Here is a 25401-nt window from a genome sequence, read left to right as displayed (position 1 = left end):
AAAACAGATCAGCTATGGGCGTTCAGCCGGTCCAGCCGCAGGCGCTGGCGCTCGTCACCCAGCGCCCGGGCGGCCAGCAGCACACTGCCGGCGGCGGCCATGCCGCCCGCGCCCGTCAGCAGCAGCAACAACAAGATCTGGTACTTGGCCGCTTCCAGCGGGTCCATGCCGCCCAGGATCTGGCCGGTCATGATGCCGGGCAAGGTGATCAATCCCGCAGCCGACATCTGGTTGATGATGGGGATCAGCCCCCGGCGGATAGCGGCTCGGGTGTGCGGTGCCAGGGCCCGGCGGAAGGAGACCCCCAGCGCCAGCTGGGCCTCGATCGCAGCGCGCCCCTGGCGCACGCCATCAAAAAAGCTGTCCAGCCCCAGGCTCGCGGCATTGAGCACGCTGCCCAGCACAATGCCCATCAGCGGTATCGCATAGCGTGCATCAAACCAGGGATCGGGCCGCACGGCGGTCATCAGCGCCAGCACCACGGTCGACAGGCTGGCCAGCGCCACCACCAGCCCCGCAATGCGGTAGCTGCCCCCGCCTGCGAGCCGCTGGTGCGGCCGCACCGCCACCTCGCGCGCGGCAGCGGCAATCATCACCAGCACCACGACCAAGGTGGTGCCCGGGTGCGCCTGCTGGAACACCAGCCGCAGCACATAGCCCACCAGCAGGAGCTGCACCACCATGCGCAGCGATGCCCACAGCACCTGGCGCTGCAACTGCAGGCGCATCGCCCAGGAGGCGGCAGCGGCGGCCAGCACCAGTGCTGCGCCCACCAGCAAATCGCCGGGTTGCAGATGGATCGCCGTGTTCATTGCGCGGCCTCCATCGGCCGCAGCTGGTGGTCTACCAATTGCATGCAGCGCTGGCCCACGCGCGCGGCCTGCGCCTGCGAATGGGTCACCCACAGCAGGCTCAGGCCCTGCTGCTGGCAGCGCTGCAGCAGTTGCTCTACCGCAGCCACCGATGTTTCATCGAGGGCAGCCGTGGGCTCATCGAGCAGCAGCACCTGGGGCCTGCGCAACAGCCCGCGCAGCAAGGCCAGGCGCTGGCGCTCGCCGGTCGACAGCTGGGTCAGCGCAATATCGACAAAGCCCTGGCGCAGCCCCAGCGCACTGGCCATCTCCAGCAGCGCCGCCTGCGAGCCCGGCGGGAAATGCTCCATTACCGTCGCCCCCCACCAGGCAGGCTCTGCCGCCAGGTACATCACCTGCTGGCGCCAGGCCGGGCCGCTGAAGGCGCTGCGTGCCTGGCCGTTGAGCAGCACCTCGCCACTGCCCGGGTCCAGATCGGCAATCAGCCGCAGCAACACTGACTTGCCCGCCCCCGATGCGCCCATCACCGCCACGCATTCGCCGGCTGCCAGCTCCAGCGAGCAGGGCCCGCTGATGGGGCTTTGCAGGGCGCGGATGGACAGGCGGGCAGGGGTGGTGGGGGGCATGGGGGCTGAGTGTAGCGCTGGGCGCCGCCAGACCAAGGCGCTGGGATGAAGCAGCGTTTTGCCAACGGGGCTGCAGCAGGGCGAGTCGCTGTTTTAAGTGCGCTGAAATGCCGTGCAGATCGCTGATTCCAAGCCCTGGTTTTTAAAGCTCGCAAAATGTAAATCACATCTCTTAGCTATTAGATAATCCAATGAATATATTAAAAAATCAATGCTTTCAAAGCACCGTATTTAATATATCTTTGTTCCTAATAATATTATTTGATGTTCTCAGGCCACAGAAATACAAGAAATATCAACTCTCAAATGACTAATCCCGAATTGTTAACATTTCAGCGATAACCCCTCGTTAAGATGACCGGAATTTTCTAATATCTCACTTCCTCCAGGATCGTCATGCGTTCGCGTTATTGCCTGCAGCTGGGCTTGCTACTGGCAGCCATTCAGTCTTGCTACGCCCAAGGGGTTACCACGTCAGTGGTTCCACACGCCACCAGCGGCCCCCAAGTTCATATCGATGCAGCAGGGCGTGCGCATGTCACGCCCAATGCCTCAGAAAATGGGGTGTCTTACAACGGCTTTCAGCAGTTCGATGTGGGCAAGCCCGGTTTGTCGTTTCAAAATGAGCAAGCCAATGCCCGCACGATTGTGGCAGAGGTATTCTCGGCCGCGCCGTCGCGCATTCAGGGCGATATGGATGTGGTGGGCCCCCGCGCCAACCTGATCCTGGCCAACCAGAACGGCATCTCGGTCAACGGCGCCAACTTCTCCAACTTTGGCAGTGTGGCGCTCACTACTGGCGCCTTGAGCCTGCGCGACCAGCAGCAAAGCGAAGGCCAGGTGCAGCGCTATGTGGATGTGAGCACTAACCAAGGGCGCATCCATATTGGTGATGAGGGCATGGCCGGCAACCTGATCCGGCTGGAGCTCATCGCCAAAAGCATCCAGGTCGATGGCCCGCTGACCAATGAATTCACGTCGTCGAGCGCCCATATCCGCTTGGTGGCAGGTGAATCCACAGCCAGCTTTGATACGGCTGCGTCGCCTGTCGATAATCTGACACCCTGGGTGTACTACAAGCCCGGCCAGGCCCAGAGCAACGAGGTCGCCATTAAGGTCGGTGCCGGCTCCAAGGTCACGGCGGGCCAGATCCAAATCCTGGTGACGGATAAAGGGGCGGGCGTACGCAATGAGGGCGAAATGGTCGCCTCAGCGGGTGGATTTACCTTGTCATCCACCGGCGATGTGGTGCAAATGGGTGGTCAGATCAGCGCGCAGGGTTCCGTCCAGATCCACGCCGCCAATATCCACCTGCAAGGCTCCGCCGAGCGCCAAAGCCTGGTGTCGGCCGGATTGCAAACCCGGCTGGAGGCAGAGCAATCCATTCGCAATATCGATGGCGAGATTGTTGGCACCCAGCGCATCTCGGACGATACCCCCTATGCCGTTTATCTGAAGGCGGGCGACGCCATCGAAAACCGCAGCCCCATCGGCGCCGAAAAAGCCACGGTCATTTTTGGCAAGGGCGATTCGGTCAAGCTCGACGCTGGTGCAGGCGGCATTAGCTCCACCAATGCGCGCATCATCAGCAACCTGAATCTGGATCTGGTCAGCACCGGAGCCATCTCCAACCAAAGCGCCCATATCGCGGGCGAGGCATCGCAATGGGAATCCTCCGGTGGGCTGAGGCGCCGCACCAGCTACAGCGCCGACCAGGGGCGTCTGGCCGATGAGAACCACCAGGGCTACTGGGTGGCGCAGGGCGATCTCAGCGTACAGGCCCAGTCGTTCAGCAATACCGGCGGCTTTGTGTTCTCCAATGCGGGCAGCGTCAAGATCAAGTCCGAGACCGACATCCACAACGAGGCGCTGAGTGTGGGCGGCTACGACTACAGCCGGCGCTGCTTCCTCTTCATCTGCAAAACGCGGGCCAGCAGCACCGAAAAACTGGTGGGCGGCCAGATCATGGCGGCCACGGGGCTGACCATGGAGGCCGGTGGCACCGTGCTCAACCATGGCGGCCTGGTGTATGCCGGCCAGGGCATGCAGGTGGTGGCGCCCACCATCATTGCACGCGCCAAGCCCGTGCACACCGTCATCCTGCGTGACCGGGGCCTCAAGGCGCTGTTTGGCGATACCTGGGCGCAGATCTATGCGACCGACCAGGGCGGCAGCTTTACCGCCCAGCAAGGGCGGCTGCTGCTGCAAGGCGCAGCCCGCCAGGATGGCGGCAGCTTTGTGGCCCAGGAAGGCATTGACGGCGAGATTGAAGTGCTGCGCAAGCCGCACCGCGACCCGGTCCGCATCGAAGACCACCTCGGCATCTTCTGGTGGTGATGATGCGCAACAACCTTCCTATGCCTGCGCTGGGCAAGCATGCGCTGCTGGGTACCTTGCTCGGCCTGGCCTGCCTGTCGGCAGCGGCGCAGAACAACCCCGTGCGCGACCCCAATGACCAGCTGCTGCGCGAGCAGCAGGAAAAGCTGCGCCAGGAGCTGCTGGAGCAGAACTCTGCTGGCAAGATCCAGCAGGACAGCCAGCCTGCAGCCCCCGCCGCTGACGACAACGCCTTCCCTGCCGATATCCAGGCCACGGGGCCCAGCTTCGACATCCAGCACATCCAGGCAACAGGCGACAGCAACTTGCTGAGCGCACGCGCCTTTGACCGCATCACCCAGCCCTTTGTGAACCATGCGATGGCCGTCGAGCACATCAATGTGCTGCTGGACCGCATCAACAAGGCGCTGATCCAGGCGGGCTACACCACCTCCCGCGCCTATGTGGGTGGCCAGAATCTCAAGGAGGGCGTGCTGTCCATCACCATCGTGGCGGGGCGCATCGAGGCCATCGTCTTCAACGGCGCGCCAGCCACCGGGGTCGGTGCCTGGCTGGCCATGCCCATGCAACAGGGCGATATCCTGCGCCTGCGCGACATCGAGCAGGCCGTTGACCAGTTCAACCGTCTGCGCCGCAACAACGTGCAGGTGCTCATCAAGCCGGGCCAAACCAACGGTGGCTCCATCGTCGAGTTCGTCAACAAAGAGGGCCCCGTTGCCCGCTACAACCTGGGCATCGACAACCAGGGCTCCAGCAACACGGGCCGCGCGCGCATCCAGGCCGGTGTGGACCTGGGCAATGTGCTGGGCCTGATGGAGTCCATCACCCTGGGCCTCACCTCCAGCAAAGAGACCAATGCGATCTATGGCCTGGTGTCGGTCCCTTGGGGCTACAACACCATCTCGGCCGTCGCCTCGATCTCGGAGTACCAGAACCTCATTGGCGATACCGCGCTGGTGTACGGCCGCTCCAAGAACTTCTCGCTGTCGCTCAACCGCCTGCTGGCGCGCGACCAGAACAGCAAAACGGCCCTCGACATCTCGCTGTCCAAACGCGAGTCAACGCGCGAGGTGAACAACTTTGCGCTGACCCCGCAAGCGCAGACCAGTTTGCGCGTGGGCGTCAACCGCCTGACCCGTTTTGACACTGCGCTGGGCGCTGGGCAATGGACAGTCGATGTGGGCCTCTCGCGGGGCCTGCCCATTTTGGGTGCGGACAAGGACCCGGATGACCTGCCCAAGGAGGCCGCGCGCTACCAGTTCACCAAGCTGGACGCTGCGGTATCGCTGGACCGGCCCGTGGCCGAGCGCCTGGTCTACCGCAGCCGGGTGAGCGCGCTGTGGAGCCACCAGCCGCTGTACTCGTCCGAGCAGCTGTTTGCCGGTGGCGTCTCCAGCGTGCGCGCCTACCCCGAGTCTTTCCTGGGTGGCGACCAGGGCCTGGTCTGGCGCAATGAGCTGGCGCTGGCCAAGACCCAGCCGCTGTGGGGCAGCGCCCGCTACGAGCCCTATGTGTTTGCCGATGCCGCCATCTTGCGCACCGTCTCGGACAAGCGCTCCAGAAGCATTGCGGGCCTGGGTGCGGGTGCGCGCATTGCCTACCAGGGCGCTTTTGCCGACCTGCAGCTGGGGCGGGCCTTGCGCTCCCCCGATGGCTATGAAAAACAAGGCTGGCGTGTGAACGCCAGCCTGACCTACCAGTTTTAACGTTGGTGCCTGAGGGCACGCAGCGACAGATGTGAACGAAGGCGCAGTGGCTGTGCCGCAGCGCCTTTGGCGACAGGAGTGTGGTGATGAGTGAGAGAAACAAGAACGAGCAGCAAAAGCCCCAGGCCACCCGGGTCTTCAGCGACCGGGGCAAGAAGCGCATTGCTGCCACGGTGATGTGGGCCCATGTGCTGACGCAAGCCAGCCTGGGCGTGCTCTCGCCCGCGTATGCGCAAACACCACCGCTGCCCCCCGCGCCCGCCATCCCCGCGATGGCGCCAATTGCAGACCCGCGCGCGCCGATGGCATTCCAGCCCGGTGTCGAATCGCTCTCCAGCGGGGCATCACTCATCAACATCACCACGCCCAATGCGGCGGGTCTGTCACTCAACCAGTACCAGCGTTTTGATGTACCAGAGGCCGGTGTGGTGCTCAACAACAGCCAGATTGGTGGCAGGCCCTTGCTGGGTGGCACGGCAGGGGCCAACCCGAACTTGGCGGGCGGCACGGCCAACACCATCGTCAACGAGGTCACGGTCCAGGGCAGCCCCAGCCAGATCAACGGCACCGTCGAAGTGTTCGGCAACCCCGCCGCGGTGATCATTGCCAACCCCAGCGGCATCAGCTGCAATGGCTGCGGGGTGGTCAATACCCCGCGCCTGTCCTTCAGCACCGGCAGCATCACCTTGCAGGATGTGAATGGCGCCTCCAGCAACTTTGATCTGGCATCGGGCATTGGCTACAACGTCCAGGGCGGGCAAATCAGCATCGATGGCCGGGGTGTCGAAGGCACGGTCGGCCAGATCGACCTGGTGGGCGAGCTGCTGCGCATCAACGGGCCTTTGCGTGCGCACTATCTCAACCCGGGCATCTCCAGCATCAACCTGACGGCGGGCAAATCGCCCAACGCCGCCACGCAGACGGCCGATGCCAATGCATTGATCGCCGGCACCGCTGCCGTGCCAGGCACCACCGTGGCCATTGATGCCAGCGCACTGGGCGCGATGACGGCTGGCCGCATCACCGTGGTCTCCACCGATGCCGGCATGGGCGTGAACCTGCGCGGCCCGCTGTTGGCCTACCAGGAAGATGTCGACATCCGCAGTGCCGGCCGGGTCAACACCGGCGATGTGGCGGCCTCGCGCAACATCCGCATCAATGCCGATGGCTTCGTGGTGGCAGGCGGCAATGTGGCTGCCAATGAGCAGCTCCAAGTCAGCGGCAACGACGGCGTGTTGCTGACCGGGCCAGCCCGGGGCAACCAGCAGATTGCGCTGAGCAGCAGCCAGGGCAGCGTCAGCACCCAAGGCCCGCTGGTCACCGCCGGCGACCTGAACGTGCAGGCCGCGCAGGCGGTGCGCCTGGAGTCTCGGACCGGGGCCAGCCAGATTGCGGGCAACACGCAGCTGCGTGGCGGCACGGTCAGCGTGGCCGGCGCCTTCCAGGGCGGCGGCGATGTCAGCATCCAGGCACGCGATGGCGCGTCCATCGCTGGCGACGCCACCATTGGCGGCAACCTGCAGATGCAGACCGGTGGCGATGCTGCGCTGTTTGGCCGTGTGCAGGTCAACCGCGATGCGCAGGTCACAGCCTCCAATGTGCGCAGCTCTGGCGAACTCACCGTGGGCCAGAACCTGCAGCTGTCCGGCGCCCAAAGCGTGGACCTGCAAGGCAACACCACCGTGGGCCAGCGCCTGCAGGTCGATGGCGGTGAAGTCACCCTGGGTGGCGATATCGATGCCGGCCAGACGGATGTCACCGCCCAGCAACTGAACCTGGGCGGCGCGGACGGCAACCTCAATGCGCGCGGCGACTTGAACCTGAATGTCAGCCAGTCCTTCCACAACACCGGCCAGGTCAATGTCTCGGGCAGCTTTGGCCTCAACACCGGGGGCGATGCGCGCTTTGATGGCGCGGTCACCACGGGCTCGGGCTTTGGCGTCAACGCAGGTGGCGACATCGCCATCAACAACACCGTCAACAGTGGCGGCAGCATCAACCTGAATGCGGGAAACAACCTGCAGGTGGGCGATACCTTGACTGCCGGTGGCGGCATCAACGGCTCGGCTGGCGGCAACATTGCGCTGAACGGTCAGGCCAACTCGGCCGGCTCGCAAAACTGGCGCGCGCAGGGCGATTTCAGCGCCACGCAAGGGCTGCAAGGCAACAACGTCAGTATCCAGGGCCACAACGTCAACGTGGCAGGCCCGGTGCTGGGCCAAGGCGCCGTCAACATTGCCGCGACTGACCAGTTGCAACTGGGCAGCGAGGTGCGTGCCAACGGCAATGTGGCGCTCTCCAGCAGCCAAGGCAGCATCAGGGCGCAAGATGTGTTCTCCAACGGCTCGGTCAGCCTGCAAAGCCAGAACCATACCGAGGTGCAGAACGTGCAGGCCGGTGGCGATATCGCCATCACCGCCACGGCCGGCCCCGTCACGGCGGAGGCCCTGTTGGCAGGGCGCGATCTGTCGGTCAACGCCCAAGACCGCATTCGCGTCGCGGGCGAACTGGGCGCGGGCCGGAACGCGGCCGTGACCTCCAGCCAGGCGGATGTGCAACTGGCCAATGCCTCGGCAGGCGGCAACCTCAGTCTCAACGCAGCGCAGTCGCTGCAAGTGGCTGGTGGCGCCAGTGCTGGCGGCAACGCCGCGCTGACCTCGCAAAACGCCGGTGTCAGTGCCCAGTCGCTGCTCGCCAACGGCGATATCAACACCCAGGCCGCAGGCGACATCGCCATTGCCGGTGAAGTGGCATCGGGCGGAAGTGCCCGCTTCGCCAGCACTGGCGGCAAGGTCGATGTAGGCGGCGCTGTCTATGGCGCGCAAGGCGCCACTGTGCAAGGCAGCAGCGTCACCTTGGGCCAGGGGCTGCAATCGGGCGGAGCGGCCACCATCACGGCCAGCACCGGTGACATCAGCAGCGGCGCTGGCATCGCCTCCGTAGGCAATCTCAGCCTGCAATCGGAAGGCGCCACCCAGGTGGCGGGCTCCGTGCAATCTGCCGGCCAGGTGGCCCTGCAAAGCGGTGGCGACACCCGCATCAACGGCGACCTGATTGCCGAGCAAGGCCTGCAAGCCCAAGTAGGTGGCAGCCTGGTGGCCAACACCGTGGCATCGGGTGGCAATGCCAGCCTGGCTGCGGGCAGCATTGATGTGCAAGATGTGCAGGTCACCGGCGCAGCCCAGCTGCAAGCCCAGCAAGACATTCGCATTGCCCAGAACCTGATGGCCAGCGCCATTACCACCGAATCGGTGGCGGGCAACACGACCGTGGGCGGCCAGGTGGGCACGGCTGGCGCATTGGACATGCGCGCAGGCGGCAACATCGCCGCTGGCCAAGTGGTGGCGGGCGTGGCGGGCGGCGCAGCCACATCCATCCAGGCGGATGGCACCGTGCAACTGGCCAGCCTGCAAACGGGCGGCGACTATGTGGGCCGTGCAGGCCAGGACCATGCGGTCAGCGGCGAGATAGCCGTGCAAGGCCATGCCGATGTGCAGGCGGGCGGCAACATTTTGGCCGGGTCGCTGGCAGCAGGCGCGGGCCTGCAGGCGCAAGCCGGTGGCGATATTGTGGTGGATGGCGATGCACTGGTCATCGGCAACGCCCAACTGCAAAGCGCAGGCGCGCAGCGCGTGGCGGGCAACCTGCAGGTCACCGACCAGCTCGTGGCCAATGCACAAGGCGGCCTGCAGGTGGGCGGCGATCTGGTGGCCAACAACGGCATGCAGATCAGCAGCACGGCAGGCGCGCTGCAAGTGGGTGGCATGCTGGGCACCCAGGGCCATGCCTTGGTCGATGCGCAGCAAGGCATTCAGGTGGCAGGCAATGTGCTGGCCCAGTCGGTGGATGTGCGCAGCAGCGCCGGCGCCATTGCACTGGGCGGCCAACTCGCCACCCAAGGCAATGCCAGCTTGCAGGCGCAGCAAGACATTGCCATTGCCGGGCCTGTGGCCATCATGGGCAACCTGCAGGCCAGCAGCACGGCAGGCAGCATCAGCTTTGAGGACCAGCTGCAGGTGGCTGGCGATTTCAGCGGTCATGCGCACAAGGATCTGAACTTTCTGGGCGACAGCCTGCTGCTCGGCCAGGTCGATCTGAAGGCCGATACCGGCCGCATCCTGAACCAGGGCAACATGACCTTTGGCCAGGCGGTGAACATCGACACCACGGGCGATCTGGTCAACGAAGGCACGCTGCAATCGCAGGGCGACATCAGCATCCGCGCCCGCAATATCGACAGCAACCTGGCCAGCCAGGGCGGCATCGCCACCGCTGGCACCTTGGATCTGCAGGCCTCGGGCGGCACGCGCCTGGGCCAGAGCGGCACCTTGAGCGCTGCGCAGGACATCCGCCTGCAATCGGCATCGGGCACGCAATCGGCGGGCACCATCCAGGCCGGGCAAGACCTGCACTACGCAGGCGGCACCCTGTCGAACAGCGGCACCGTGGTGGCGCAGAACTCGGACATCGATGCGGGTCTCGCCAACCAGGGTAACGTCTACATCCAAAACCAGCTGGGCGTGACCGGCAGCAGCAGCAGCAGCGGCGAGATTGCCGCCAACACGCTGACCATGGCCGCTCTGGACAACAGCGGCAAGGTCGGTGCGCAAAGCGCGTCGCTGGGCAGCACCAGCAATGCTGGCGAAATCACCGCCACTACCATCGACATCAGCGGCGGTCTGAGCAATACCGGCGCTGTCAGCGCAGGCGACAGCCTCACAGTGAGCGGTGGCAACACCAGCAATGACGGCAGCATCACCGGCGGCTCGGTGTCCATCTCGGGCGGCAGCATCAGCAATGGCGGCCAGATCCAGTCATCGGGTGCCATGCAGATCAGCGGTGGCTCGTTTGAGAACCGCCTGCAAGAGACCAAGAGCTGCGCGCTGCCCGGTGGCTGCAGCACCCCCGATAGCTATGAGTACAGCCAGAAGCCTGGCACGGTGTCTGCCGGCACCACGCTCAGCATCAACACCAGCACTGCCCACAACCAGGGTGTCATCCATGCAGGCACTGACATCACCATCAACAGCGCGCTGAACAACGAGCGCAGCACCAACGACCCCTACACCTCGGGCGGTGCCGAAGGCGCAGCTGTCTCGGGCATCATCTCTGCGGGTGGCAACCTGACAGTGACCGGCGCATCGCTGCAAAACAGCGGCCAGCTGCAAGCGGCCAATGCGGTGCAGATCACCACCACCGGCGCCTTTGCCAACACCGCGCCCAGCGCCGATGTGGCAGGCAAGGTGCTGGGCCAAAGCGTGCAGATCACCGCAGGCTCGGTCAGCAACGATGGCATGGTGCTGGCCCAGGCCGGCGATGTGCAGATCACCACCACGAGCGGCGCCATTGCCAACCAGGGCAGCATCGTCGCCAGCGGCGATCTGGGCTTGACCGCCGCGGGCGCCGTCTCCAACGGCAAGGACGGCAAGCTGCTGGCCGACAACATCGCCATCAAGGGCAATTCGTTCAGCAACGCGGGCATTGTCTACGGCCAAAACGCCCCGCCCAGCACCATCAGCATCGAGACCACCGGAGGCTTCAGCAATGCCGCCACCGGCGTGGTGATTGCCGGAGAAAACCTGGACATCAAGGCCGGCGGCTACAGCAACGCCGGCGGCACCGTGGGCAGCTTGCAAGATGCCAGCCTCACGATGGCCGGCACCTATGCCCCCGCTGGCAATGCGCTGGTGGCCCTGGGCAGCTTGGACCTGAACGTGGGCGGTATCTCCGTGGGCGCGGGCGAGAGCTGGAACGTAGGCAGCCAGGATGTGCGCTGGACCGGCACCTTGCACAACCAGGGCACGGTCGCCATTGCCGGCAATGCCGATGGCAGCATCCGCAACGAAGCCACCGGCACGCGCGACCGCGCTGGTGCGCCAGACATCAGCCAGGGCGCCTATGCGGTGGATGCACCACCAGCGGGCCTGACGGGTGCGCAGGTCATCAGCTACACCGATGTGGCCAACCGCGCGCAGCTCTACATTGGCGGCACCTTTACCGGCCATCTGGACAACATCGCCTCCGATGCGCAGGTGAGCGGTGCCTTCTCCCTCAACCAGCAAGACATCGACCAGACCGTGGTGTGGGAGGGCAAGGACGCCAATGGCGATACCGTGCAGATGACGGGCACCTCTGTCTCCAAACCCCGCCTGGATACCAGCGCCGGCGCCACCGAGCTGACCCTGACCGGCCCGAACATCGGCACCATCGTGGGCGACAGCCTCATCATCAACGGCGGTGACATCACCATCAAGCCACCGATTGATCCGTCGACCGGTTTGCCGCTGATCACCGATGCGCAAAACACGCAGGTGAATGCAGGCAACGCCCAGGCGGGCGATGGCTCAGGCACGACCACGGGCGCGATCAAGCCCCTGGTCGTAGAGAACGCCCAGGCCGTCAAGTACAGCGATGGCGAAGGCACGGACACCAGCGGTGCAGGCGCTGGCGCCGGCAACAACGCGGGCGCAGGCGATACCGGCTCTGCCGGCACGCCCGTGGCGGGCAATGGCGACGGCCCAGCGCCCACCACGCCAGAGCGCGGCCTGAACCTCAAGGACCCCATCTTCCAGACCCCAGAAGGCGCGGTTGCCGTGCTGATGGGCGCGGGCTTCAGCCCCCAATGGAGCGACTGGAGCCAGCTGCGCGTAGTGCCCGGCGGCCTCAGCGCCAATGACCTGCAGCTCAACCTGAGCGGCCAGTTCATCAACCACGGCCGGTTGGATGTGACCAACCAGCTGATCATCAATGCCGCGCAGGGCATCGACAACTTTGGTGCCAGCATCAGTGCAGGCGGCACAGCCAGCCTCAACGGCAAGTACCTGAACAACGACAACGGCCTGATCCAGGCCGGCTCCCTGGTCACCGACATCAAGGGCGACATCAGCAACAACCGGGGCCGCATCGTTGCCAGCAACGGCGGCTTCTTGAAGGCGGATGGCAATATCTCGGCGACCGAAGGCCAGTTCATCAGCGACGCCGGCAAGTTTGTGCTGGACGCCGGTGGCGATGTGGACCTGATCGCCAGCAAGGTGGTGGGCCAACAGGGCGTGGGCATCAATGCTGGCGGCAACGTCAACCTGGGCGTCAAGCAGACGACCCAGACCACCCATGCCGATAAAAACAGCCGTGAATACCAGGCCTGGAACAACAGCGCCACCGGCAGCGATACCTTTGTAGAAGGCATCGCCGTGATCGACAGCCGCCAGACCAGCACCAGCACCGCCACCACCAGCGTGGGCACCACCATTGACAGTGCGGACGGCAGCGTTGCGATTGCCGCAGGCGGCAAGCTCGCCATCACCGGCGGCAGCATCAATGCCGGCCAGGATGTGTTGCTGCGAGGCGCCGAGGTAAGCGTGCGCGCCGCGCGCGACACCGCCGTGACCGAGCAGGCGCAAAGCCGCACTGTGGATGGCCGCGTGACGGACAGCCAGACCAGCACCACCCACAGCGAAAGCTACAGCGGTGGCACGGTGACGGCCGGCGGCAAGGTGGCCGTGATTGCCAATGGTGATGCGAGCCAAGGCAGTGGCAATGTGCTGCTGGCAGGTAGCCACATTGAAGGCAAGCAAGGTGTTGGCATCTCGGCCACGGGCAACGTGGCATTGCAAGCCCTGCAAGCGGAGAGCACCACCACCAGCAATGGCCAGCAAATCACGTACACCAGCACCCGTACCGAAGGACAAAGTGCGTCGGTAAAGAACTATGGTGCGGTCGTATCCAGCAGCGAAGGCGATGTGCAGATCGGTGCCAAGGGCACTGTGGACGTGCTTGGCTCCAATGTCAGCGCGGGCAAAGACATCGTCATTCAAGGCGCCAGTGTCAACGTACAGGCTGCGAAGGACAGCACATCCACCAACGATTACGAAAAGCGCGGTGGCAAGGAGCGCCGTGTTGCGCAAACCGATGAAGTGCTCAGTGGCGGTGAGATCTCTGCGGGCGGCGGCATCGCGCTGATTGCCAATGGAACACCGGTGCCCAGTGCCAGCAATGCGAGCCAAGGCACAGGCACAGCCGACGACCCGATTGCCCACAAGCCCAGCGTTGTCCAGCCTGGTGCAGGCCCCGGCAATATCACGCTGCAAGGTGCAACGGTCACTGCCAAGGGTGACACCTCTCTGATTGCCAGCGGCGATGTGAATGTGCTCGATATGCAAACCGAGCACGGACGTTATGAGTCCAGCTACAGCAAGAGCAGTGGCCTGCTGAGCAGCAAGCGCACCACCACTTTGGATGTGGGCCATTCCAGCCTCAGTGAAGGAAGCATCGTCAGCGGCGACAAGGTGTACGTGCAAGCGGGCCAGGACGTCAACCTGCGCGGATCGCATGTCATCGCGCAAGACTCGGCGACCATCACTGCCAAGCGCGACGTCAACATCTTGGCCGGGCAAGACACGGCCAGCGCGGAGAGCTTCAAGGAAACCAAGAAGAGCGGCATCTTTGGCAATGGTGGCTTCGGTTTCACCATCGGCAGCAGCACCACGACCACTGAGCGCACCAATGAAAGCGTGCGCGCTGCAGGCTCTAGCGTGCAGGCCCAAGGTGGCAAGGAAGGTGAAGGCAAGAAGGGCGACGTCACCATCGTCGCGGGCAACCATTACCAGCAGACGGGCTCGGCAGCGTTGGCCGCGGGTGACATCGACATCGTGGGCAAGACGGTCAGCATCGATGAGGCCAGGGAGATTGAGCGCGACAAGTTTGAAATGCGCGCTAAACAAAGCGGCCTGTCGGTGAGCTTTAGCAATCCGGTAGTGAGCCTGGTTCAAAGCGCTCAGGCGACTGCCAATCTTGCGGCTGCAACGACGCAAGTCAGCGATGCGCGTATGCAGGCGATGGGTGCAGTATCTACTGGCTTGGCTGCTTATGACACAGCGAATTTGGCTACGGATTTGGCCAAAGACCCAGGCTCAGCGGCGAGTGTCGGTATCAATATCAGCTTGGGTAGCAGCGCTAGCAAAAGCAATAGCAGCTACGAGGTCGACAGTGCCTCTGGCTCATCCATTCATGCGGGTGGCAATGCCAGGATCACAGCCACAGAAGGCGATTTGCATGTCCGTGGCAGCAGCATCGAGGCAGGCAAGGATCTGTCGCTGGATGCCAAGAAAGGCAATCTCATCCTGGAAGCAGCGGAAAACCGCTTCCAGGAGAAAAACAGTCACTCCAGCAGTTCGGCAAGCATTGGCATGGGCTTCAATGTGGGTGCGAACTCGGGCTACTCGTTCAATGCCTCTGCCAGCCAAAGCAAGGGCAACGGCCAAGGTGAAAGCCTGAGTTACACCAACACCCAGATCAAGGCGGGTGGTACCACCACCCTACACAGTGGACAAGACACCACATTGCGTGGAGCCACTGTGGCTGGCGACAGCGTCAAGGTCGATGTGGGTGGAAACCTGCTGATCGAAAGCCTGCAGGACATCAACGTCTATAAGGAAACCGGAAGCAGCAGTGGCTTTGGTGTGTCAGTTTGCGTGCCACCGCTTTGCTACGGCTCGTCGAGCCTCAGTGTCAGTGCCGGGCGCACCAATATCCACAGCGACTACGCAAGCGTGGGTGAGCAAAGCGGCATACGCGCAGGTGATGGCGGCTTCCAGGTGAATGTGGCTGGAGACACCAACCTCAAGGGTGGTGCCATCACCAGCACACAAGCAGCGATCGATGGCGGCAAAAACAGCTTTGCCACCGGCGGTACGCTGGCGATGAGCGATATCGAAAACAGTGCTCAATACGACGCGAACAGTTGGAATGTGTCGGCCTCGGTATCCGGTCAAATAGGTGATCAATCCACAGCTAAGACACCTGAGCAGATCGAATCTGCCGACAAAGACACCGGAAGGCCTGGTGCCAGAGCTGGTATTGGCAGCGCAAGCGGCAGTGCCAGCAGCACGACCTATGCGGGTATCTCTGGCGTAGCAGGCAATAGCGAAGCCAGAACCGGCGACAAAGAAACCGGCATCAAGCCGATATTTGACAAAGAGCGCGTAACGGCCGATGTCAATGCGCAGGTGCTGATCACCGCAGAGTTTGGTGCGCGCACCAGCAAGCTGATTGGTGATGAGTTTGGCAAGAAAGCGCAAGCCCTTAGGGATGAGGCAGCCGAAGAAAAAGATCCAGTGCGTAAGCAAGAGCTGGAAGAAGAAGCAAGAAAGTACTCTGAGGGTGGCCTTTACCGGGTGATCGCACATACGGTGGTGGGCGGTCTTACCGGAGGCGCAGGTGGTGCAGCTGGTGCTGCTGCAAGCCAAGCGGCTGTCGGCCATGCAGATGAACTGTTGACGGAGCTGGGAGTGTCCGGACCAGGCAAGGATGCGGCGTTGCTGTTGGTCAGCGGTGCGATTGGCGTAGCTACTGGCGGTACTACTGGGGCGGGAGCCGCCACAAATGCTACGGCCAATAACTACCTGAGTCACAAACAGGAAGCTGAGTTCAAGAACGACTTGGCCAATTGCAAAGGCGACCCTTCATGCATTGAAAAAATGACAGAGAAATGGAGCATTATTGATGAGCAGCAGACCGCCAATGTCGATAACTGCGCCTCGGGTAGAGCCTGCTCAAGTCTGGCTCTGGATGCCAGAACTGGCAATGGTTACTCATCTGCTGAAATTGATGCGATGTGCGGAGGGGTTCAGTCATGCCAGTCATTTGCGCATGGCCTTGCGCGTACCAATAGCAACGACACCATTAATGCCAATGGAAGAGCTACTTCCATACCTGTTGAAAGGAACATTCAGCGGCTCATAGATGATGGGCTTGATCCTCGGTTGGCGCAAACATTAGGCTTGCTTTCTCCTGCGGATTTGGTCGGGCTTGGGATGGCTGCAATCGGATCTGGGAAGGGTAGTGGAGGAAGTAAGCCGGTGGTTAATGGGCCAGTGGCTTCGGGTGGACCCTCTAACTCAGGAGCTAAACCGACTGGGCCAAATGTAAACGGCACTGCAATAGCGCTTAATGGCAGCGTCGTCCCAATGATTACTCCTGGATCGTTGCCTCCAGCACAAGAGGCTATAGTGACTTCAACTATTAATAATATTCAAACAGGGAATAAACCATCAGGCTCGCAAGGTGTGCGATGGGGAGTCCCGTTTCAAAATCGGGAGGGAGAATTACCGGCTGGACAATACACTGAGTATCGATTGCCACCATCTTCAGGTCAAAGTGGTGCCGGCACAAATCGAATTGTTGTGGATTCTCGAACTGGCGCCACATATCTGACTTGGACCCACTACGGTGATACTGGCAGGCCTGCTTTCGTAAGGATACGGTGAATCATGAATTCTTTTAATTACGACAAAATAATTAACGAAATTGATGTTTTTTGTGCGGAGATTTCAAGATTAAAGTCTGATGGGGTTTTTGTAATTGAATTTCCTATGCGATTTAGTAGTAAAAATGAGATATTTGAATTTGTAAAAACAGAGTTTCCATTAGACCCTTTAATCAAAGGTGGAAAAAGTTGGGATGCACTTGCAGATTCTATTGGTGGTGGGCTTGAAAAATTTCGCACCAATGGAGTAGTGGTGGTGATGAAATATGATACGAACAATAAGTGTCAATCGACCAGCTCAATGATTGAATTCATTGATATTTTGTTTCAGATAAGAAATGAACAAATCCTAGATGATATGAAAATTTATCTTTACTTGCCCAACGGCTTAGTTGAATAAATGAATTTGCCTTCGCTGAAAAATAGTGTAAATATAGATAATGGATCTAAACATCAAATTCCCGAGTGATTTGTTTGCTGTGGAAACTATTCAATTGCTTGATCCTCATCAGAAATTAGGTGGAGTTAGAGTATTCGCTGTCGATTAATGATTTGTTTGCAATGTTCTACAAATTTTGATCGGTATATTGGCGGTCTGCCAAGTGAAAGTACTGGCAAACTGCTTGTCCTCTGACGCAGTAATTTGGTTGGTATGGCAGTCTTTTATTTTCTGAAAACTTATAACAAATATTGGCGCGTAAATAAATGGCTACCTCTGTCTGTAAAATTGAAGATATTCTCGAGAGTTTAATAACTCAAAAGTCAATATTTCGTTCCTCGCTCGTCGGTTGCAATACCGATGAAATCAATTTTGTGGAAAAACATTTTGAATGTGTATTGCCCGCTGAATATCGTTGTTTTTTACAGATAGCGGGCAGAGCGGCAGGGAACATTTTTCAAGGGACTGATATTTTTTATCCGCGAGTTTTAGAGCTTAAAGATGAAGCTCGAGTGCTTTTGATGGAGCTAGATGTTGCTCATCTTCTTCCTGCAGATGCAAAGATTTTCTGCATGCATCAAGGCTATGAGATTAATTATTTCATTCCTGGCTCAAATGATCCTCCTATTTTTCAGTTTTTTGAAGGTCAGTCATCAGTATCACAGCCTTGGGCCAGTTTTTCAGAATACTTTAGAACTTCGATAGAAGATCATTTGACGCAATGGCTGGATCTAGACAAGGAAGGAACATGGGAATAATAATCTATGGCGAAGAAATTAAAACTGCAAATGATTTTCATCATGCTTTTTCCACATTTTTAGGGATTGAACGTGTATATGGAAATAATTTGCATGCACTATGGGACGTATTGAGTGCTGGAGTTGAGCGCCCAGTTATTTTGAAATGGAAAAATTCCGCAATTTCCAAATCAAATTTAGGAGAAAATTGTTGATGTGCTTCATCGAGTCGAAAGACAAGATAAAGAGTTTGGATGGGTGGATAAATTTTCATTTACTCTTGAATAAACGAAATTTATTAAACTGATCGCTCAATCGTCAATTGATTTGGTCTGGCTAGTATGGATGCTGAACTACTTAATGCCAAAAAACTGAATTTTTTGACGATGCGGTGTCGAATTTTTTCAGTGATAAAAATAGGTTTCAATAGCGCTAAATTTTAAATTATCAATCATCGCAAGTGCTATATAGGCTTCGCTCTAGAAAATTCCGAAAACAATGAGTCAACATATCTGGGTAAATTTTGATGAAAATATTGAACCTGAAAATAGGTTCTGGATAACAAATGCATTTGTTTTCAATAATATATTCAACCGCACCAGAGAATCATTTAAATCTCCGGAGTGGGCTTGCCAAGAAGCTTGCTATCAATATTCTGGAATTGAAGGCCTTGAGTTGAGCTACGTGGATAAAGATTGCTTTAATATTTTCTGCGCTCGCTGCGAAGAAGCATTCAATAAATATCCAGATGAAAAGGCGATGGAGTATGAAAATTCGAGCGAAGACCGACGTGGAACATATGAGCATGTTGCCTGGGAATGGACGGAAATAATAAATCGATTGAGGCTTGATGTCAGATACGATCCCTTGTGGATTGCTGAATATATTATCAAAGACCCTTAGTTGAACGCATAATGATTACTGCAGACTCTAGGTTGTTGCAAGAAATCTTTACCATGATCAACAATGGTATAGCTGATGATTATGATTCATTTTGCTTTGAGGTCAATGTGGGGGAGTGCTATATCGATAAAGGGTTAATAATCAAGAAAAATGGCGTTGATATAGGAAATGTTGCAGTAGATATTAATAATGCGATTTTGTATAGACTAGTCTGTGAATTACGTGAAAACGCGATTCAGCGTGGGGAATGCTGGAGTTCTTTTACGAGTTGTATGAGAGAGGAAAACCGGTGAAGACAAAAATATAAATACGATGCAGAGTAGATGCTAACGTGGCTCATTTATTTTCATTGACTTTTATTTCAAATAGTTAACTGAAATTTTGGTGTCTAGAGTTTACGCATCAGTGCGCAATCGCTGCTGAGCGCTGAAAAATTTAGAAAGACCATAGATAATTATTTTTAATAGGGCTTAGTACGTCTAGACGATAGATATTTTAAATCAAGCATTTGAATTAATAAGTTGCATTTAATTTAGTGGGTTTAGGAAATGATCAAAGTAAACAAGTCTTTTATTGGCGCCATCGCCAGCGCCGCCTTACTGGCAGGCTGTGCCACAACCTCCAACACGCCCCCAGGATCCGTCAAGGTCGACTACTCCAGTGCGTTCATCAATGGCGCCAAGCTCAAGGAAGTGCCGACCGAGGTGCAGATCGTGAAGCGAGAGGACACGGGCAATGCGGTGGCCGCGCAGGTGGGGCTGAATGTGCTGATGCTTGCCTTGGGCGGCGGCGTGGCCGCCAGTGGCTTTAGCAAGGATGACCTCAAAGGTGCGCCCATTGAGGATGTAGCGGACCGGCGCTATTTGCAAAACCCAGTCCCCACCGGTTTTGTTCAATCGCTGCAAACGGCTGTGGATGCGCGTATGGCGCAAGACAAGTTGGCCCAGGCGCAGAGCTTTCGTTACCCGTTGGTGGTGGGTGGCGGCTCCGCGCAGCTGGTGTACGACAGCTTGACGGGCGCTGAAGTCCCGAACTACCAGCTCTTGCTGAGCCTCGATGTGTATAAGCGCCGCGAGTCCAATTGGGTGCTGCCTCCAAAGCTGGTGGCCTGCAGCGGCCGCTCCGAGCCCGCGCAACCTTTGGCCTATTGGGCAGAAGACTCTTACCGCAATGTGCAGCAAGAGCTGAACCGTATGCTGGCCGACTGCCAGGCCAAGGTGCTGGCGGATCTGCCCAACCTGTTAGAGCAGTAGTTCCCTGAGAACCCTGAAGAGGATCCCTTGCCTTGCCAGCGCGCTGGCTGGGTTTTTTAGTGCGTTAGTGTTGAAAAGGATAGTTGGATGAAAAAGCATTCCTTGGCCTGGTTGGCCCCTGTACCGGTGGCGGTGTCCCTGGTGATGGCGAGCGGCGCGCAAGCGGCCGAGCGCAGTTTTACGCCGCAGGCGGGCACCTGGGTGGTGACCAGCGAAGTCAATGGCAAGCCGGGCCGTGGCCTGGCCATTGATGTGCAGGAGGACACGTTCTTCATGCAGGTCTACAACTACCAAGCCAATGGCGAGGCAACCTTCCACACGGCGCTGGGGGTGATGCAGGGCAACACGGTGACGGCGCCGCTGACCTACTACGCAGGCGGCCGCTACTTTGGCAGCGAGGCGCGCACGGCCGATGAAGCTGGCCAGGCTGGCAATGTGACGATCACCTTTGAGAACGGCCTGAAGGGGACCGTGCAGTTCCCCGGCGAGGCGCCGGTGGTGATTGAGCGCTTTGTGGCAGGTGATTCTGCCGATGCCTTCAAACCCCAGAACGCAGCCTTGATGCAGGGCGGGCAAAACGCCGTGTGGGCCACCATCGATGGCACGAACCTGCATGAGGTCTGGCAGAGCAATCTGGTGCAAGCGGGCGCCGGCTACCGGCTGACCTTGCGCCCGTTCAGCCAGGTCATCGCGCCACCGTTTACCGTTATCCGCGAGCTCAACTACGACTGCCAGCTTGCCAGCCAGGGCGCCGCTGGTTTTGACTGCACGCAAGACGCTTCGCAAGCGGAGTTGGACTACCTGCCCACGCTGAGCTTTCGCTATGCCGCCGCCGATGTGACCGGTACCGCTGTGGCCAGCGAGGCATCGGGCAAGGCGCTGAAACTGGTGGGCCACCTGCTGGCCAATGGCACGGTGCCCAGCGCCAATGCGGCCGAATGCCAGCCTGCCCTGCAGACCTTTGTGCCGGGCAACAGCTGCAATGCCTCGCGCATCCCCGTCAACGGCACTTGGGTGGTGGCCGATGAGCTCAACGGCAAACCAGGCCGGGGCATCAGCATGGATGTGCAAAACGGCGTGGCCGTGCTGCAGATTTTTGACTACCTGGCCACCGGTGCATCCACCTTCCACATGGGCTCGGGCGCCTATGGCCAATCTGCGATGGATATCGGCCTGTTCCAGTACGCAGGCGGCCGCTACTTTGGCGGCCCCGCCCGCACCGGCCACGAAGTGCAAGATGCCGGCGCTGCCTACATTGATCTGCAGCAGGCCGATTCGCTGGTGGAAGGCACCATCCAGTTCCCCCGCGAGGCGCCCAAAAAGATCATCCGCATGGACCTGACCGGCCACAGCAGCCCTGCGGAATCGCTGCTGGGCTACTGGCAGTTGTCGATGAGCAAGGGCAACCTGCGCGTTAACACCCGCGCCACCTTGGACCGCATCACCGATGGCGTCGCCACCAACAGCACGGGCAGCGTGCGTTGCCAGTTCGTATCCGTTGCTGAGCGGCGCGCTACCTGCGGCTTCTACACCGTTGGTGCAGCACCGCAAGAGATGGCCAGCACCACCTTCTTCTACAACGGCCACTCGCCCGCGACGGGCAGCGTGATGAAGATCAAGGACAGCAAGGGCAATGTGCTGGGGCTGTGATGTTGAGGGGGTTGGCGTGATGTCTTGAAAAACGCATCCGCCAACCGCATCCGCTGCGTCGCCTGCTGCCTATCGGCAGTGAAGGGCGCGCAGCGGATGTTGATACGTTCAATGATCGCTATCGCGAAAGCTCGCACCAGCCAACAACCATAGCGCGCCTGCTTGCATCACGTTGGGCGATTTATCGACTGCTGAGGAAATATGTTCGTAGGTATTGATTTAGGCACCACCCATAGTCTGGTGGCGGTGTGGCATGACGGCAAAGCCAGGCTGGTGCCCAATGCCTTGGGGCAGGTGTTGACGCCTTCGGTGGTGAGCGTGGACAAGGACGGCAGCCTGCTGGTGGGCGAGCCCGCACGCGAGCGGTTGCAAAGCCATCCGCAGCAGAGTGCTGCGGTGTTCAAGCGCGATATGGGAACGGCACGGGTGTTTCGCCTGGGAGCGCATGCGATGCGCGCCGAAGAGCTGTCGGCCTTGGTGCTGCGCTCGCTCAAGGCCGATGCAGAGGCGGAGCTGGGTGCGGTCATTACCGATGTGGTGATAACAGTGCCGGCCTATTTCTCGGATGTGCAGCGCCATGCCACCCGGTCGGCGGGGTTGTTGGCGGGCTTTACCGATATCACCTTGCTGAACGAGCCGACAGCGGCTGCTCTGGCCTATGGCTTGCACCAGAGCGAAGGGCGGTTTTTGGTGTTTGACCTGGGCGGCGGCACCTTTGATGTATCGGTGCTGGAGCTGTTTGACGGCGTGATGGAAGTGCGCGCCACCGCAGGCGACAACCGCCTGGGAGGTGAGGATGTGGATGTGCTGATGGTGCGGCGCTTTGTGCAGCACCTGGGCCTGACGGAAGAGCAGGCGCAGCAGCCCATGACCGCTGCGCGGCTGCAGCGCGCGGCCGAGGCAACCAAGCGCAGCCTGGCCGTGCAGGAAGAGGCCCTGATGCGCATTGAGCTGGACGGCAAGCCGCTGGCAATGACGTGGACAGCGCAGGATCTGGAAACCGTGCTGGAGCCCCTGATGGAGCGCATGCGCCAGCCGGTAGAGCGCGCACTGCGCGATTCAAGAATCCGCCCGCAGGAGCTGGATGCCGTGGTGATGGCCGGCGGCAGCACGCGCCTGGTAGCCGTGCGGCAATTGGTGACCCGCCTTTTTGGGCGCTTTCCGCAAACCGCTCTGGACCCGGACCAGGCAGTGGCGCTGGGCGCAGCGGTGCAAGCAGCACTGCGGGGGCGCGATGCTGCACTGGCCGAGCGGGTGATGACCGATGTGTGCCCTTATACGCTGGGTGTGCATGTTTCCAAGCAACTGGCAGATGGGCGCAGGCAGGAAGGCTTTATGTCGCCCGTGCTGGAGCGCAACACCATCATCCCAGCCAGCCGCGTGGAGCGCTTCTATCCCAGCACGCCAGACCAGCGGCATTTGCACCTGGAGATCTATCAAGGCGAGGCCCGCAGGGTGCAGGACAACATTGCGCTGGGCAAACTGGAAATGCCTTTGCCAGACCGTAGCGATGATGATGGTTTTGCGACCGACGTGCGCTTTACGCTGGATGCCAATGGCCTGCTGGAGGTGGAGGCTGTATTACTGCGGCATGGCCAGCCCCAAGGCATCGCCCGGCAGTTGGTGATTGAGGCTTCGGCGGAGCGCCTTTCGCCTGAGGAACTGGCAAAAAGCCTGGATCGCATGAAAGCGCTCAAACTCCATCCCCGTGATCGCTTGGAAGTGCGCGCACTGATCGCAAGAGCTGAACGCCACCATACACAGCTATTGGGCATGTGGCGCAGCCTACTGGCAGATGCGATTACGGAATTTGAGGCCGCGTTGGATACGCAGGATGATCGCAAGTTTGCCCAGCCACGTAAGGAGCTGCAAGAGCTTCTGGCGCGCATTGAGGCAGAGCATTACCTGGTGGATACGGAATAGTCATGAATCTGCAGGAAGCGTTTGCACAATTAGGGTTGCCCATAGACGCCGATGAGCGGGCGGTGCGCCGGGCTTATGCACGACAGCTCAAAGACATTGACCAACTGGCGCAGCCCGAGGCATTTATCGCACTGCGCAGTGCTTACGAGCAGGCCATGGCCTATGCGCGAAGCAATGCAGCATTGGATCACCCTGATGCAGAGCCTGATAAGACGGAGCCGCAGCAACCGCCTTTGGAACCGCTGCAATCTTTGCAATCGCTGGACTTGCGAGACGTGGCGTCACCAGTTGGGAATACAGAGCAGCATGAGCACAGCAGTGCTGACCCAAGCCCTGGAACCGATTCGGAGCCGAACTCTGAGCCAGAACCACAGCCAGAGCCAAAGCTGTTGGTGATGAGCCCTATGGCTGTTGCAGAGCAGCTGTTGGATGCGTGGCAATGGGAGTTTTCTCCAAATAACATTGAAGCGGCGCAGGCAGAGCTGCAGAGGCTGATGGCCAGCCCGATGCTGGAGAGCTTGGAGAACCGCGAGGCCTTTGAGATGGAGTTGGCGCTGCGCATTGAAGGCGGAGCGCTAGGTGCGCGACGCAGTGCGCTGTTAATTGCGGCGGACAACCTGTTTGACTGGCGGCGAAACGGTGTGCCAGGAGAGTCGCTTGAATATATTCTGGACGGATTTGCTGCGTTGGAGCCCAAGCAGCGAGAGCTGGTAATTGCCTTGTTGGGTGAGCCTGACCCCTGGGTTGCGCGAATGCAAATGGTGACCCCGATCACCCTGGAATTTTTTGAGCAGCAGTTGCCCAATTGGCTTGCGTGGTGGCTGCCCGAGGGACACGCGGAGCGTTGGTTTTCAGTATGGGCAGCTTTACCTGCATGGAAGCGGTTGAAAGAAGGCTTCCGCTTGGCGCCAGAGCAAGCGGGGGAAGATGCCTTTTCTTTTTGGGCTCAGATGGCTTTTATTGTCGTGCTGATCTTGGGCGGAATTTTTGCGTATCACTGGATTTCTGTGCGTGACCAACGAAGGCAAGAAGCTGGGTTGGACCAGGCGTGTTTGCAGAAGTTGGCCTTGTTCCGTTCATCCGCTTGGCAGGACCTACATGCAAAAGATCTTCGTGATTATTTTCAGTGCGCCGGTAGCGCTGGCTTTCCTATGAAAGCAGATATCCGCGGCTGGGAGCAGGCATTGCGCATTGCCAACGTATTGGCTCCGGCGCGAGATCATCGCCAGGAGGGACCTCCAGTGCTGTTGTACGACGATCTTTTGCTGAACTTGTCCGATGGCCGAGCCTTTGGCTTTGTTCGGTCTTACCCATTACCGCCCTATTGCGTGCAGCTACGCAGCTTCGCAGTTCGTAATCAATGGCTGCAGGTGGGCGATATCGCATCAGCCAAGGCTTTCGTGGAGGAGCTGGCATGGTGCGATGCGCAGAAGACTGAGGACGAAACCGAAAACCTTAAGACTAGCGATCGAGTTAGCGTGTTTGACCGGAATATTGATTCGAAAGTTTTAGGATATGTACTGCGCCATGTAGACGTTTGGCCTGATGCCAAGAAGCCAACAGTTCCCTTGGAAGTATTGATGAACGAAGCCAAGCTGCCGGATTACGACTGGCGGTTGGCGCCTGAAGTGGACGCAGGCGCTGTGGAGTGTCCGCATGACGTACCCTGCAAACAATCCGACATGTCCTTGTCGCTTTTGCCGGTAAATACAGACGAAAGAAGATAGTAAGAATCCAAACAGATTTCTACTT

At 59.5% G+C, this 25401-nt stretch carries 14 protein-coding genes; 12 read left to right on the top strand and 2 right to left on the bottom strand.

Going from position 1 to position 25401, the window contains the following annotated elements; all coding sequences use genetic code 11:
* Window positions 1-8 precede the first annotated feature (8 nt).
* The gene (locus N4T19_RS16310) at window positions 9-812 is read right to left on the bottom strand and encodes an ABC transporter permease (RefSeq protein ID WP_260718534.1); all 804 of its coding nucleotides are present in this window, start codon (window positions 810-812) and stop codon (window positions 9-11) included.
* The gene (locus N4T19_RS16305) at window positions 809-1438 is read right to left on the bottom strand and encodes an ABC transporter ATP-binding protein (RefSeq protein ID WP_116925316.1); all 630 of its coding nucleotides are present in this window, start codon (window positions 1436-1438) and stop codon (window positions 809-811) included. Before N4T19_RS16305 ends, N4T19_RS16310 begins: the two co-directional genes overlap by 4 nt.
* A gap of 396 nt (window positions 1439-1834) precedes the next feature.
* Here N4T19_RS16305 and N4T19_RS16300 point away from each other — a divergent pair, with 396 nt between their 5' ends.
* The 12 genes from N4T19_RS16300 (at window position 1835) to N4T19_RS16245 (ending at window position 25376) form a co-directional block, all read left to right on the top strand.
* A complete protein-coding gene (locus N4T19_RS16300; protein ID WP_260718533.1) occupies window positions 1835-3775 on the top strand; it encodes a filamentous hemagglutinin N-terminal domain-containing protein in 1941 nt (646 codons plus the stop codon).
* A 2-nt stretch (window positions 3776-3777) separates the two neighbouring features.
* Window positions 3778-5481: a ShlB/FhaC/HecB family hemolysin secretion/activation protein gene (locus N4T19_RS16295; protein WP_260718532.1), complete on the top strand. Its 1704-nt coding sequence runs from the start codon at window positions 3778-3780 to the stop codon at window positions 5479-5481.
* A gap of 86 nt (window positions 5482-5567) precedes the next feature.
* Entirely contained in the window at window positions 5568-16745 is an 11178-nt protein-coding gene (locus N4T19_RS16290) for a hemagglutinin repeat-containing protein (RefSeq protein ID WP_260718531.1), read from the top strand.
* 3 nt (window positions 16746-16748) lie between these two features.
* Window positions 16749-17144: a hypothetical protein gene (locus tag N4T19_RS16285; RefSeq protein WP_260718530.1), complete on the top strand. Its 396-nt coding sequence runs from the start codon at window positions 16749-16751 to the stop codon at window positions 17142-17144.
* 305 nt (window positions 17145-17449) lie between these two features.
* Entirely contained in the window at window positions 17450-17941 is a 492-nt protein-coding gene (locus N4T19_RS16280) for an SMI1/KNR4 family protein (RefSeq protein ID WP_260718529.1), read from the top strand.
* Window positions 17932-18135, top strand: a complete 204-nt coding sequence (locus N4T19_RS16275; protein ID WP_260718528.1) for a barstar family protein — start codon at window positions 17932-17934, stop codon at window positions 18133-18135. The genes N4T19_RS16280 and N4T19_RS16275 overlap by 10 nt, the downstream gene beginning before the upstream one ends.
* Before the next feature lie 283 nt (window positions 18136-18418).
* A complete protein-coding gene (locus tag N4T19_RS16270) occupies window positions 18419-18823 on the top strand; it encodes a hypothetical protein (protein ID WP_260718527.1) in 405 nt (134 codons plus the stop codon).
* Between the two features lie 53 nt (window positions 18824-18876).
* Complete coding sequence (locus N4T19_RS16265; RefSeq protein WP_260718526.1) at window positions 18877-19116, top strand: hypothetical protein; 240 nt, start codon at window positions 18877-18879, stop codon at window positions 19114-19116.
* A 255-nt stretch (window positions 19117-19371) separates the two neighbouring features.
* Window positions 19372-20076 (top strand): hypothetical protein, encoded by a 705-nt coding sequence (locus N4T19_RS16260; protein WP_260718525.1) that lies wholly within the window; start codon window positions 19372-19374, stop codon window positions 20074-20076.
* Window positions 20077-20163: 87 nt separating this feature from the next.
* On the top strand, window positions 20164-21726 hold the full coding sequence (locus N4T19_RS16255; RefSeq protein WP_260718524.1) for a hypothetical protein: 1563 nt from the start codon (window positions 20164-20166) through the stop codon (window positions 21724-21726).
* 201 nt (window positions 21727-21927) lie between these two features.
* Window positions 21928-23649: a molecular chaperone HscC gene (locus tag N4T19_RS16250; protein WP_260718523.1), complete on the top strand. Its 1722-nt coding sequence runs from the start codon at window positions 21928-21930 to the stop codon at window positions 23647-23649.
* Between the two features lie 2 nt (window positions 23650-23651).
* Window positions 23652-25376: a J domain-containing protein gene (locus N4T19_RS16245; RefSeq protein WP_260718522.1), complete on the top strand. Its 1725-nt coding sequence runs from the start codon at window positions 23652-23654 to the stop codon at window positions 25374-25376.
* The last annotated feature ends 25 nt before the right edge of the window (window positions 25377-25401 follow it).

Source organism: Comamonas squillarum, assembly GCF_025309455.1.
GTDB lineage: Bacteria > Pseudomonadota > Gammaproteobacteria > Burkholderiales > Burkholderiaceae_C > Comamonas > Comamonas squillarum.
Note: the sequence above shows the minus strand (reverse complement) of the source record. Positions and strands in the feature narration are given on the sequence as shown.